Source organism: Streptomyces hygroscopicus subsp. hygroscopicus (genome assembly GCF_030269125.1).
Taxonomy (GTDB): domain Bacteria; phylum Actinomycetota; class Actinomycetes; order Streptomycetales; family Streptomycetaceae; genus Streptomyces; species Streptomyces hygroscopicus_C.
The window spans coordinates 53,839-66,128 of sequence record NZ_BSSM01000016.1; the positions used below are offsets into that span (position 1 = coordinate 53,839).

The following is a 12,290-nucleotide window of genomic DNA, read 5'->3' on the forward strand; positions in this document are numbered from 1 at the left end:
GCCGGAGGGGCGGGCCCCGGGCGGTCTCGCCTCGCCGAGGCGGGCCGGGCGGTGTGAGATGGCAGCTGTGGTGGGTATCGCGGAACTGCGCCGGCCGGGCGGCTACGTCGTCCAGGTGTTGGCCGTCGCGGCCCTCTACTACGGCTCGGGACGGCTCGGCCTGCTGCGCGAGCTGTCCGTGGAGAACGCCGTCTTCACCCCGATCTACCCGCCGACCGGCGTCTCCGTCGCCGCCCTGCTGATCCTCGGCATCGGCTGCTGGCCCGGCATCACCCTCGGCGCGCTCGGCGTCATCGTGTCCATCTCGCCCCCCGGCCCCGACCTGGTCGGCATCCTGTTCGGCAACACCGCCGCCCCGGTGTGCGCGGCGATCCTCCTGCACTGGTCCCGCTTCCGCATGGACCTGAGCCGGTTCCGGGACGGCGTCGCCCTGGTGTTCCTGGGCGCGCTGGCCGCCATGACGATCAGCGCGACCATCGGCGTCGGCATGCTCGTGCTCATGGACAAGCTGGCCGCACACGCCTTCTGGACGGTGTGGCTCGCCTGGTGGGTCGGGGACGCGATGGGCGTCCTGCTCGTCACCCCGCTGCTGCTGTTGCTGCGCGGAATCCACCGGCCGCTGTCCCTGCGCCGGTGGAGGGAGGCGACCGCGCTCACCGTCATCGCCTGCGTACTCGTCCCCGTGGCCGCGTACAGCTCGATCAGCCTGCTCTTCCTCGTCTATCCGCTGATCATCTGGGCGGCGCTGCGCTTCGAGCTGGCGGGCGCCGTGCTCTGCGCGCTGTTCACGTCGGTGATGGCCACCATCGCCGCCACGGACGGCAGCGGCTCCTTCCAGGGGCTCAGCCCGATCGAGACCATGGCCAAGCTCCAGGCGTTCAACGGGACGATGGCGCTCACCGCGCTCCTGATGTCGGCCCTGATCACCGAGCAGCGCAACACCCGCCGCTCGGTGGAACAGGCATGCCAGGAACTGATGGAGGTCCTCGAACACCTGACCACCGGCGACGCCCCGGTGCCCCGGCCGCAGGCGGACGCCGACGACAAGGGCGGCGGCGACGACACCGGTGGCCGCTCAGGGCCCACCCGCTGAGGTGGGCCGGTCGGTCAGTTGTGCCGGTGCGGCTCTTCGCCGCCCCGCTGCGCCGAGCCCCTGTTCCTGGAGCTGCGCTCGGCGATGTCGCGGGGTGTGGGGGTCGGTGTCGGCGAGTTGCCGGACGACTCGGCGGCGCGTCGGCGCTCCGCCTCGTGCCGGCGGTTCGTGGTCCGTTGGTCCTGTCGGCCCTGACGCTGGTCGTCGCGTTCGTTCATACGACGCCGGGTACCCCCGCCCCCGGCCGCCGCAACGTCCCCCGGCGTGTCGAACGGCCGCCCCGGGGCACTGGGAGACGATGGACGGACCCCGCCAGGGGCGGCGCGGGCCGGACCGGAGGGACAGGGCGGCATGGAACAGCGGGTGACCCCGCGGACGGCGGACGCGGGGGGCAGTGCGGTGGGCGCGGAACGCGTGACGGCAGGCTCCGGCGGTACGTCCGGTACGGCACCGCCCGCCGGGACGCACCCGCACGCGCCCGACTCCCGCCGTCGCATCCCCCGCACCGACGCACTCCTGCGTGACCCCCGGTTGGCCGAAGCCGTGGACCGGCTCGGGGCCGGGCTCGTCAAAGGGGCCGTGCGGGAGGCCCAGCAGCGGGCCAGGGACGGGAAGGTCGCGCCCGAACGCGTGCCGGAGACCGTCCTGGCCCTCCTCCCCGGCACCGCGAGCGGCCTGCGCCCGGTGATCAACGCCACCGGGGTGCTGCTCCACACCAACCTCGGCCGGGCCCCGCTGTCGGACGCCGCCCGGCGGGCCGTGGCGGAGGCCGCGGGGCCCACGGACGTCGAACTCGACCTGAGCACGGGCGTACGAGCCCGCCGGGGCCGGTCCGCCCTCGCCGCCCTGCGCGCGCGGGTGCCCGCCGCCGGCGACGTCCATGTCGTCAACAACGGCGCCGCCGCCCTCGTCCTGGCGGCCACCGCGCTCGCGGCCGGCCGGGAGATCGTCGTCAGCCGCGGCGAGATGGTGGAGATCGGCGACGGCTTCCGGCTGCCCGACCTGCTGGTGTCCACCGGCGCGCGGCTGCGCGAGGTGGGGACGACGAACCGCACGACCGCCGCCGACTACGCGGCGGCGATCGGCCCCGCCACCGGGTTCGTGCTGAAGGTGCACCCGTCCAACTTCCGCATCACCGGCTTCACCCGTGCGGCGGAGGCCGGTGAACTCGCGGGGCTGGGCGTCCCGGTCGTCGTGGACATCGGCTCCGGACTGCTCGCCCCGCACCCGGGCCTGCCTGGGGAACCCGACGCCGACACCCAGCTGCGGGCGGGCGCCGCCCTCGTCACCGCGAGCGGCGACAAGCTGCTCGGCGGCCCCCAGTGCGGGCTGCTGCTCGGCGACCGGGACCTCGTGCGCACCCTCGCCCGGCATCCGCTGGCCCGCGCCCTGCGCGTGGACAAGCTGACCCTGGCAGCCCTGGAGGCCACCCTCGCCGGACCGCCCACCCCCACGGCGCGGGCCCTGACGGCCGACCCGGCCGGTCTGCGGGCCCGCGCGGACCGGCTCGCCGCCGAGCTGGGCGCCCATGGGATCGAGGTACGCGCCGTCGACTGCACCGCCACGGTCGGCGGGGGAGGGGCACCTGGGGTCGGACTGCCCAGCGCGGCCCTCTCCCTGCCCGAGCCGTACGCCGCCGCGCTGCGCGCCGGCCGGATCCCCGTCGTCGGCCGCCTGGAGGCCGGCCGCTGTCTGCTGGACCTGCGCTCGGTGCCGCCGCAGGACGACGAGCGGCTCGGGCAGGCCGTGCGCTCGGCGCGCACGAGCGGCGATCCGGCCGCGGGGAAGGAGCGGGCGTGATGCGGGTCCTCGCCACCGCCGGCCATGTCGACCACGGGAAGTCCGCCCTGGTGCGGGCGCTCACCGGCATGGAGCCCGACCGGTACGAGGAGGAGCGCCGCCGGGGTCTCACCCTCGATCTGGGCTTCGTGTGGACGCGGCTCGACGCGCTCGGTGACCACCTCGCCTTCGTGGACGTGCCCGGCCACGAACGCTTCGTGCCGACCATGCTCGCCGGCGTCGGACCCGTGCCCGCCGTGCTGTTCGTGGTCGCCGCCGACCAGGGCTGGCAGCCCCAGTCGCAGGAGCACCTGGCCGTCCTCGACGCGCTCGGCGTCCGGCACGCCGTCCTCGCGGTGACCCGCAGCGACCTCGCCGACCCCGGACCGGTGCGCGCGGACGCCGTCGGGCGGCTGGCGGACACCTCCCTCGGCAAGGTGGCCTCGGTCGCCGTGAGCGCCGTGACCGGCACGGGACTCGACGAACTGCGCGCCGCACTCGCCCGGATGGCGGCGGAGCTGCCCGCCCCCGACCCGGCCGCCGACGTACGGCTGTGGCTGGACCGGGCGTTCACCGTGCGCGGCCACGGCACCGTGGTGACCGGCACACTCGGCGCGGGCACCCTGCGCCTCGGCGACCGGCTGGTGACCGGGGACGGCTCGGCGCCGCTGCGGGTGCGCGGGCTGCAGAGCCTGCACGAGGACCGGGAGGCCGTCAGCGGGGTGGCCCGCGTGGCGGTCAACGTGCACGGGCAGGGCGACGCGGGACTGCGCCGGGGGCAGGTGCTGCTGACCCCGGAGCGCTGGCGGGAGACCGAGGTGATCGACGTCAGGGTGAACGGCGCACCGGTGGCCGGTCTGCCCCGCCGGGTCACCCTGCACATCGGCACCGCCGCCGTCCCGGTGACCGTCCGCCCGCTCGGCACCGACACCGCCCGGCTGACCCTCGCCCGCCCGCTGCCCCTGCGGATCGGCGACCGCGCGGTCCTGCGCGAACCGGGCGGCACCCGGACGCCTCAAGGGGTCACCGTCCTCGACGTACGGCCGCCCCGCCTGACCCGGCGCGGCGCGGGCCGGGCGCGCGCGGCCGAACTCGCCGCTCTGACCGGCCGCCCCGACGGAGCCGCCGAACTGCGCCGCCGCAAGCTCGTCCGCCGCGCCGACCTCACGGCCATGGGCGTCGCGGCCCCCGCCGATCCCGTCGCGGGCGACTGGCTGGCCGACGCGGCGTACTGGCGCGAACTGCGCGACCGGCTGGCCACGGAGGTCGCACGACACGCCCGCGCCCACCCGCTGGAGCCCGGCCTGCCCACCGAGGCCGCCCGTCGGCTGCTCGGCCTCCCCGACCGCGCCCTCGTCGACGCGCTGGCCGAGGAGTGCCCCCGACTGCGATGCGGACAGGGCCGGTTGTACGCGTCGGGCGACTCACACCCCGACCTCCCCCCGTCCGTGGACGCCGTACGCCGGGACCTGGCCCGGAACCCGTTCCGCGCGCCCGAGGCGGGGCGACTCGCCGCCCTGGGACTCGACCGCCGGACGCTGGCCGCCGCCGTGGCCGCCGGTGCCCTGCTGCGGATCGCCGACGGCATCGTGCTGCTGCCCGGCGCCGACGCCGAGGCCGCCGCCGTCCTCGCCGGCCTGCCCCAGCCCTTCACCCTCAGCGAGGCCCGCCGCGCCCTGGACACCACCCGCCGGGTGGCCGTACCCCTGCTGGAGTTCCTGGACGCCCGCGGCTCGACGGAACGCGTGGACGACCAGCGCAGACGCTGCCGACCCGGGCCGGGGAGCGGAGGCGCGGGAGAGTCGCGCCGGCCGGGCACCGCACGCGGGGACGACTAGCGGATGGTTCCCGCACGGGCCCGCGGCCGCGATCCGGCACCGCCGGTACGGCAGCCGAGGGGGATGCGCACGGCCGGCGTTTGGCCGTGACGTCCACCGGTACAGGTAGGGAGCGGAGGCGGACGGGAATCGAACCCGCCTGCCCGAGATCCTCGGGCACCTCGGTTTTGAAGACCGGGAGGGCCACCAGGCACCCACACGCCTCCACCGCTCGTCAGGCTAGTGCCCCAGGAGACCGCGATGACACCGACCCGCCAAGCGACCGTCCGCCTCACGCAGTTCGCCCACGGCGGCGGCTGCGCCTGCAAGATCCCGCCCGGTGAGCTGGAGGAGGTGGTCAGCGGGCTGACCGTGCCCCAGCTCGCCGGGGGCGACACCCCGCTGCTGGTCGGCCTCGCCACCGGCGACGACGCGGCCGTCGTCACCCTGCCGGGGCAGCCCGGTACGGCCATGGTGTGCACGGCCGACTTCTTCACCCCGGTGGTGGACGACCCCTACGACTGGGGGCGCATCGCCGCGGCCAACGCGCTGTCCGACGTGTACGCCATGGGCGGCCGGCCGGTGCTCGCCGTCAATCTGCTGGCCTGGCCGCGCGACCGGCTCCCCTTCGAACTGGCCCGCGAGGTGCTGCGTGGCGGCCTCGACATCGCCACCGAGGCCGGCTGCCACGTCGGCGGCGGTCACAGCGTGGACGATCCGGAGCCCAAGTACGGCATGGCCGTCACCGGCGTCGCCGACCCCGGCCGGCTGCTGCGCAACGACACCGGCCGGCCGGGACTCCCGCTGTCCCTGACCAAGCCGCTCGGCCTCGGTGTGCTGAACAACCGGCACAAGGTCACCGGCGAACGCTTCGAACAGGCCGTCGCCACCATGACGGCGCTCAACCGCGAGGCGTCCGAGGCCGCGCTCGCCGCCGGAGCCACCTGCGCCACCGACATCACCGGGTTCGGCCTCCTCGGTCATCTGCACAAGCTGGCCAAGGCCTCCGGGGTGACCGCCGTGCTCGACACCGCGGCCGTGCCCTACCTGGACGGCGCCCGCGAGGCGGTTCGGGACGGCTACGTCAGCGGCGGCACCCGGCGCAACCTCGAATGGGTCGCCCCCTACACGGAGTTCGGCACCACCGACGCCGACACCCGGCTGCTGCTGGCCGACGCCCAGACCTCCGGCGGGCTGCTGGTCGCCGGCGAGGTGCCGGGGGCGCCGGTGGTGGGGGAGCTGGTGCCGTACGAATCCCACACCATCGTGCTCGAATAGCCCGCCCGCGCGGGGGACCCCGCAACCGCCGTCCCGTTGCGGAGGACCTCTCGAACGCCCGCCGGCGCAGGGGCTTACGGCTCCATGCCCGTGTGCTCGTCGATGCCCGCCCGCGCCCGGTAGCCCCGCACCAGCTCGATCGCCGCCGGGCCGCGCGGCCTGCGGCCCGGCCGGATGTCCACCGCGATCGCCTTGGACTCCTGGATGTGGGTGTTGGGGTCCAGGGACAGATGCAGCAGTTCGTTGGCCGCGTCGCCGGTGGTGTAGCCGTTGGGGCCCCAGTGGTAGGGCAGGCCCACCTGGTGCAGCCGGCGGCCGTGCACGGTCAGCGGGGCCATCCGGTCGGTGACCAGCACCCGCGCCTCGATCACCCCGCGGGCGCTGACGATCGTCGCCCACCCGGTGTGCTCCAGGCCCCGCTCGTCGGCCAGCTCCGGGGAGACCTCGCAGAAGAACTCCGGCTGGAGCTCGGCCAGATACGGCTGCCAGCGCGACATGCCGCCCGCCGTGTGGTGCTCGGTGAGCCGGTAGGTGGTCGCCACGTACGGGAACACCTGCGAGCCGCGCTCGTCACCGCTCGGCTGGTAGCGGTTGTCGGGCACCGGGGGCATCAACTGCCGTACCGGGTTGCGCTGCTGGTCGTAGAGCAGGTTCGGGAACGGCGAGTCCTGCGGCTCGTAGTGCGTGGGCAGCGGACCGTCCGTGAGCCCCGACGGCACGTACAGCCACGCCTTGCCGTCGGCCTGCATGATGAACGGGTCGCGGCCGGACAGCGCCGCGGGCCCGGTCGCGTCCTCGGCCGGCTCGTAGTCCGGCGCCCTGTCCTTCTTGAAGTCGGGGACGTCGTGCCCCGCCCACTCGCCCTTGTCCGCGTCCCACCACACCAGCGCCTTCCGCTCGCTCCACGGCCTGCCCTCGGGGTCGGCGGAGGCGCGGTTGTACAGGACGCGGCGGTTGGCGGGCCACGCCCACGCCCACTCGGCGGCCACCCAGTCCTGCTCCCGGCCCGGCTTGCGGCGCGCGGCCTGGTTGACGCCGTCGGCGCGCACCCCGCAGTAGATCCAGCAGCCGCAGGAGGTGGAGCCGTCCGGCTTCAGCTGCTCGTACGAGGACAGCGGCTCGCCCTGGGCGTCCTGGCCGTTGATCTCGGCGAGCACCGCCTCCGCGTCCGGCTCGGTCAGCGGGCCCTTCGTCGGGTAGTCCCAGGCGAGGTCCAGCACCGGCCGGTCCATCTCGTCGGCCGACCCGGCCAGCTTCTCCCGGATGATCCGCCCCAGATGGAAGGCGAACCACAGATCGCTGCGCGCCTCCCCGGGCGGTTCCACCGCCTGGTGGTGCCACTGGAGCAGCCGCTGGGTGTTGGTGAAGCTGCCGTCCTTCTCGGTGTGCGCGGCGGCCGGCAGGAAGAACACCTCGGTGCGGATGTCCTCGGTGCGCAGCTCCCCGGTCTCGATCTCCGGGCCGTCCTTCCACCACGTCGCCGACTCGATCAGCGAGAAGTCGCGCACCACGAGCCAGTCCAGGTTCGCCATGCCGAGCCGCATCAGCTTGGTGTTGGCGTTGCCCACCGCGGGGTTCTCACCGAACAGGAAGTAGCCCTTGCAGGTGCCCTCCAGCTGGGCCATCGTCGTCTCGTACGCCGAGTGGGAACCGGTCAGCCGCGGCAGGTAGTCGAAGCAGAAGTCGTTCTCCTCCGTAGCCGCGTCGCCCCAGTAGGCCTTGAGCAGGCTCACCAGGTACGACCGCATGTTGCCCCAGTAGCCCTTGTGCGCCGCCTCCGCCTCGACGAAGGCGTCCAGGTCCTGGTTCTGGTGCGCGTGCGGCATCGGGATGTAGCCGGGCAGCAGGTTGAACAGGGTCGGGATGTCCGTCGAACCCTGGATGGAGGCGTGTCCGCGCAGCGCGAGGATGCCGCCGCCCGGCCGCCCGATGTTGCCCAGCAGCAGTTGCAGGATGCAGGCCGTGCGGATGTACTGCACGCCCACCGTGTGCTGCGTCCAGCCCACCGCGTAGGCGAAGGCCGTCGTGCGCTCCCGCCCGGAGTTCTCCGTGACCAGCTCGCACACCTGCCGGAACAGATCCCGCGGCACCCCGCACACCTGCTCGACCATCTCCGGCGTGTAGCGGGAGAAGTGCCGCTTGAGCACCTGGAAGACACAGCGCGGGTGCGTCAGCGTCTCGTCCCGCTCGGGCTCGCCCTCGCCGATCACCGCGCCGCCGGAGCCGTGGGCCTCGCCGCGCGCGGCCTCGGTCACCGACTTGCCGCCGTGGGTGCGTTCGTCGTACTCCTGGTCGCGCTCGCCCGAGGCGGCCTGTACCTCCGTGCCCTCGTACTGCCAGCTGGCGTTGTCGTACGAGCGGGTCTCGCTGTTCAGACCGGAGAAGACGCCGGACAGGTCCTCGGTGTCACAGAAGTCCTCGCGCAGGATCATCGGCGCGTTGGTGTAGGCCACGACGTAGTCGCGGAAGTACTTCTCCTGCTCCAGCACGTAGTTGACGATCGCGCCGAGGAACGCGATGTCCGAGCCCGCGCGCAGCGGCACGTGCAGGTCGGCGAGCGCGCTGGTGCGGGTGAACCGCGGGTCGACGTGGATCACCTTCGCGCCCCGCGCCTTGGCCTCCATCACCCACTGGAACCCGACCGGATGGCACTCGGCCATGTTCGAGCCCTCGATGACGATGCAGTCCGCGTTCTGCAGGTCCTGCTGGAAGGTGGTCGCGCCGCCGCGTCCGAACGAGGTTCCCAGACTGGGAACGGTGGAGGAGTGTCAAACGCGCGCCTGGTTCTCGATCTGGATCGCGCCGAGCGCCGTGAACAACTTCTTGATCAGGTAGTTCTCTTCGTTGTCCAGCGTGGCCCCGCCGAGACTCGCGATGCCCAGGGTGCGCCGGGTGCGGGTCCGGTCGACCTCCCACTGCCAGCCCGCCCGGCGGGCCGCGATCACCCGGTCCGCGATCATGTCCATCGCGGTGCCGAGGTCGAGACGCTCCCACTCGGTGCCGTGCGGGCGCCGGTAGAGCACCTGGTGCTCGCGGGCGTCGCCGGTGGTCAGCTGAAGGCTCGCCGAGCCCTTGGGGCACAGCCGGCCGCGGGAGACGGGGGAGTCGGGGTCGCCCTCGATCTGGGTGACCTTCTCGTCCTGGACGTACACGTTCTGGCCGCAGCCCACCGCGCAGTACGGGCAGACGGACTTCACCACCCGGTCGGCCGAGGCCACGCGGGGGGTGAGCCGTGCGCTGCGGCCGCTCTTCGCGGCGGCGCCCCGGCCCAGCGGGTCCGTCCCGGTGAGCTGGCGGTAGACCGGCCAGGAGTCGATCCAGGTGCGTACGCCCACGGCCACTCCTCCCACTCGTCGTCCCGATTGTCCCGCGCCGGTGCCGCCGCGGCATCTCGTGCGGCGCCGGGGTACCCCGGCCGGCGGGGGTCAAACGGCCTCCGCGGGCACGCACCGCCCGGGGGCCGAGGGCGACCGGCGGACACGCACCGCCCGCCGCCGCGGACGGCGCTCGCAGGTGTGAGGCCGCTCCTCCGGGGGACCCCGGCGCTGCGGTGTGTCGGCCCACGGACCGTGACGGGCGCCCGTAATGTCCTGATGGTCACGGTCCCGGGCGAACGAGACGGCGGGAGTGAGCGCATGGCGGGCGGAGGCCCCGGCGGGAGGGGGACGGTGCGGTGAGGCAGCGGCATGTCTTCGGAACCGTGTTCACCCTGGAGTCGGCCGTCGCCGGGCTCGTCTTCCTCGTCGTCCTCGGGCTGCTGACGTGGGTCGTGGTCGAACGGCGCACGCAGGAGGCGTCGGACCGGACCGAGCGGCCTCGTGTGGAGGCCTTCTACGTCGCCGCTCTCGCCGCCTTCGCCGTCTTCCTGGTCGCCTGGACCGCCTGGCAGAACTCCCGGGAGCCCCGGACGGCCGTCGTACGCCCGCTACGGGTGGACGTCACCGGTTTCCAGTGGTGCTGGACCTTCGCCTACCCGCAGTCCCCGGCCCACCGCCAGGTCACCGGCGACTGCCACGGACGGTCCCTGCCCACCCTCGTCGTGCCGGCCGGCCGGCCGGTGCAGCTGCGGCTCACCTCCCGGGACGTCATCCACTCCCTCTGGGTGCCGGCCCTGCGCTACAAGATGGACGCCTTTCCGCGCCACGTGAACACCTTCACCCTCACCCTCGACCACGAGGGCCGCTGGCGCGGGCGCTGCGCGGAGTTCTGCGGGCAGCGGCACTACGCGATGGACTTCTGGATCAAGGCGGTACCGCCCGAGCGGTACGACCGCTGGGCGCACGGCGCGGCGGCCGCCGTATGACGGTCGCGCCCCCGGCGGCGCGGCGCGACGGCGCCGGGCGCCCGGTGCCGCCGGGCAGCTGGCTCGGCTGGGTGTCCAGCACCGACCACAAGCGCATCGGCCTGCTGACCGTCGGCACCTCGCTGGTCCTGCTTCTGGTCTTCGGCGTCTTCGCGCTGCTGATGCGCACCCAACTCGCCCGGCCCGACGAGACGTTCCTCGCCGCGCAGGCATACGACCAGCTGTTCACCCTGCACGGCTCCGGCATGATCTACATGGTCATGACGCCGTTCGCGCTCGGCATGGGCGTCTACCTGGTGCCGTTGCAGATCGGCGCCCCCGGCATCGCGCTGCCCCGCCTCACCCTGCTCGGCTACTGGCTCTACGCGCTCGGCGCGCTCACCATGCTCGCCGGGTTCGCCGCCCCGGCCGGGGCGCACGCCGGCGGCTGGTTCTCCTACCCGCCGCTCGCGGACAGCGCGTACTCGCCGGGCGCCGGCACCGATCTGTGGATCGCGGGCGTCTTCGTCGCCGTCACCGGCACCATCCTGATGGGCTGGGCGGTGCTCTGGACGGTGCTGCGCCGGCGCACCCGCGGGATGACCATGCTGCGGCTGCCCGTCTTCTGCTGGGCGATGATCGCCACCTGTCTGATGGTGATCGGCGCCTTCCCCGCGCTGCTCGCCGCGCTCACCCTGCTCGCCGTGGGCCGCGCGGACGCCTCGGTGTTCCTGCACAACACGTGGAACATCGGCTACCAGCACATCTTCTGGTTCTACGGCCACCCGGTCGTGTACGTCATGTTCTTCCCCTACCTGGCCGCGGTCGCGGAGGTGCTGGCGGTGTTCTCCGGGCGCCGCTTCTTCGGCTACCGGGGCACCGCGCTGTCGCTGCTGGTGTTCGCCGCGCTGTCGATGAGCGTGTGGGGCCACCACATGTTCGCCACCGGGCAGGTCGCCAACGACTACTACTCGTTGACCTCCATCGCCCTGCTCGTGCCCGCGGGCGTGGAGTACTTCGGCATGCTCGGCACACTCCTGGGCGGGCGGCTGCGGGCCACCACCCCGATGCTGTTCGCGCTCGCCTTCCTGCCGCAGTTCCTGATCGGCGGCCTCACCGGGATCATGGTGGGCACGCCGGTCATCGACTACCACGTCACCGACAGCTACTTCGTCGTGGCCCACCTGCACTACGTCCTGTTCGCCGGCAGCGCGTTCGGCCTCTTCGCGGCCGTCTACTTCTGGTTCCCGAAGGTCACCGGCACGCGGCTCGACGACCGGATGGGCCGCTGGCACTTCTGGCTCCTGGTGATCGGCACCAACCTCACCTTCCTGCCGATGTTCGCGCTCGGCTACCTGGGCATGCCGCGCCGCGTCTCCACGTACGCCCCCTTCGACGGCTTCGGCGCGCTGAACCTGCTCGCCACGATCGGCGCCGGGTTCCTCGCGGCCGGCATGGCGGTCTTCGTCGTCAACGTCCTCGCGACCCTGCGCCGTTGCTCCCTCGGCCGCGCCCGGCCGGCCGGGGACGACCCCTGGCAGGCGCACACCCTGGAGTGGGCCACCACCTCACCGCCGCCGCGCCTCAACTTCCCCGCCGACCGGCCCCTGCCGCCCGTCACCAGCTTCGCGCCGCTGCTGGACCTGCGGCGGCGGGAGAGGAGCGGCGCGTGAGACGGCACCTGTCCGCCGCGGTGGTCGCCGGCTGGGGCCTGCTCAACGGCCTGCTGCTCGCCGTCCTCGCGGTCTACGGCGAGAGCGCGATGGTCTACTGGCTGTGGGGCTCGGTCGTGCTCGTCCTCCAACTGGTGGCCCTCGCCGTCCTGTTGTCCTCCCGCTCGGGCCCGGACCAGCATGTGCGCTACCGGGTCCCGGACCGGGGCGCGGGCGCCGTCCTGCCCACCGCGATCGGCCTGCTCCTGGTCGCCCTCTGCTTCGTCTACGGCCGCTGGCTGCTGGTCGTCGCCGTCCCCCTGCTGGCCGTCGCCGCGGTCATGCTGGCGCGGGGCACGACGGCACGGGAGCGGTGAGGACCGTGGGGC

Annotated in this window: 9 protein-coding genes and 1 tRNA gene; 7 read left to right on the top strand and 3 right to left on the bottom strand. The window is 73.9% G+C overall.

Translation table 11 applies throughout. From position 1 onward, the window contains the following. Positions 1-58: 58 nt before the first annotated feature. Entirely contained in the window at positions 59-1,093 is a 1,035-nt protein-coding gene (locus QSK45_RS29620; protein WP_285561955.1) for an MASE1 domain-containing protein, read from the top strand. 14 nt (positions 1,094-1,107) lie between these two features. Here the strand turns inward: QSK45_RS29620 and QSK45_RS29625 are convergent, their stop codons facing one another. Next, a complete protein-coding gene (locus QSK45_RS29625) occupies positions 1,108-1,311 on the bottom strand; it encodes a hypothetical protein (RefSeq protein WP_285561956.1) in 204 nt (67 codons plus the stop codon). Between the two features lie 133 nt (positions 1,312-1,444). On the opposite strand from QSK45_RS29625, the gene selA reads away from it, so the two are divergent. Continuing rightward, positions 1,445-2,893, top strand: coding sequence for an L-seryl-tRNA(Sec) selenium transferase (gene selA / locus QSK45_RS29630; protein WP_285561957.1), 1,449 nt, complete (start codon positions 1,445-1,447; stop codon positions 2,891-2,893). Further along, complete coding sequence (locus QSK45_RS29635; RefSeq protein ID WP_285561958.1) at positions 2,893-4,710, top strand: selenocysteine-specific translation elongation factor; 1,818 nt, start codon at positions 2,893-2,895, stop codon at positions 4,708-4,710. The genes selA and QSK45_RS29635 overlap by 1 nt, the downstream gene beginning before the upstream one ends. Before the next feature lie 113 nt (positions 4,711-4,823). Here the strand turns inward: QSK45_RS29635 and QSK45_RS29640 are convergent. Continuing rightward, positions 4,824-4,916 (bottom strand) — tRNA-Sec (locus QSK45_RS29640). Positions 4,917-4,950: 34 nt separating this feature from the next. On the opposite strand from QSK45_RS29640, the gene selD reads away from it, so the two are divergent. Next, entirely contained in the window at positions 4,951-5,967 is a 1,017-nt protein-coding gene (selD, locus tag QSK45_RS29645) for a selenide, water dikinase SelD (RefSeq protein WP_285561959.1), read from the top strand. Between the two features lie 74 nt (positions 5,968-6,041). Here selD and fdh read toward each other — a convergent pair whose 3' ends face one another. Next, positions 6,042-9,302 (bottom strand): formate dehydrogenase, encoded by a 3,261-nt coding sequence (fdh, locus tag QSK45_RS29650; protein WP_285561960.1) that lies wholly within the window; start codon positions 9,300-9,302, stop codon positions 6,042-6,044. 338 nt (positions 9,303-9,640) lie between these two features. On the opposite strand from fdh, the gene QSK45_RS29655 reads away from it, so the two are divergent. Genes QSK45_RS29655 through QSK45_RS29665 form a run of 3 tightly spaced genes read left to right on the top strand, consistent with a single transcriptional unit; the run spans position 9,641 to position 12,278 of the window. Beyond that, on the top strand, positions 9,641-10,270 hold the full coding sequence (locus QSK45_RS29655; protein ID WP_285561961.1) for a cytochrome c oxidase subunit II: 630 nt from the start codon (positions 9,641-9,643) through the stop codon (positions 10,268-10,270). Then, the gene (locus QSK45_RS29660; RefSeq protein ID WP_285561962.1) at positions 10,267-11,922 is read left to right on the top strand and encodes a cytochrome c oxidase subunit I; all 1,656 of its coding nucleotides are present in this window, start codon (positions 10,267-10,269) and stop codon (positions 11,920-11,922) included. Before QSK45_RS29655 ends, QSK45_RS29660 begins: the two co-directional genes overlap by 4 nt. After that, on the top strand, positions 11,919-12,278 hold the full coding sequence (locus QSK45_RS29665; RefSeq protein WP_285561963.1) for a hypothetical protein: 360 nt from the start codon (positions 11,919-11,921) through the stop codon (positions 12,276-12,278). Before QSK45_RS29660 ends, QSK45_RS29665 begins: the two co-directional genes overlap by 4 nt. Positions 12,279-12,290 lie beyond the last annotated feature (12 nt).

Coding starts and splice junctions, on each gene's coding strand:
- QSK45_RS29620 (WP_285561955.1), top strand. CDS start 59: ATGGCAGCTGTGGTGGGTATCGCGGAACTGCGCCGGCCGGGCGGCTAC.
- QSK45_RS29625 (WP_285561956.1), bottom strand. CDS start 1,311: ATGAACGAACGCGACGACCAGCGTCAGGGCCGACAGGACCAACGGACC.
- selA (WP_285561957.1), top strand. CDS start 1,445: ATGGAACAGCGGGTGACCCCGCGGACGGCGGACGCGGGGGGCAGTGCG.
- QSK45_RS29635 (WP_285561958.1), top strand. CDS start 2,893: ATGCGGGTCCTCGCCACCGCCGGCCATGTCGACCACGGGAAGTCCGCC.
- selD (WP_285561959.1), top strand. CDS start 4,951: ATGACACCGACCCGCCAAGCGACCGTCCGCCTCACGCAGTTCGCCCAC.
- QSK45_RS29660 (WP_285561962.1), top strand. CDS start 10,267: ATGACGGTCGCGCCCCCGGCGGCGCGGCGCGACGGCGCCGGGCGCCCG.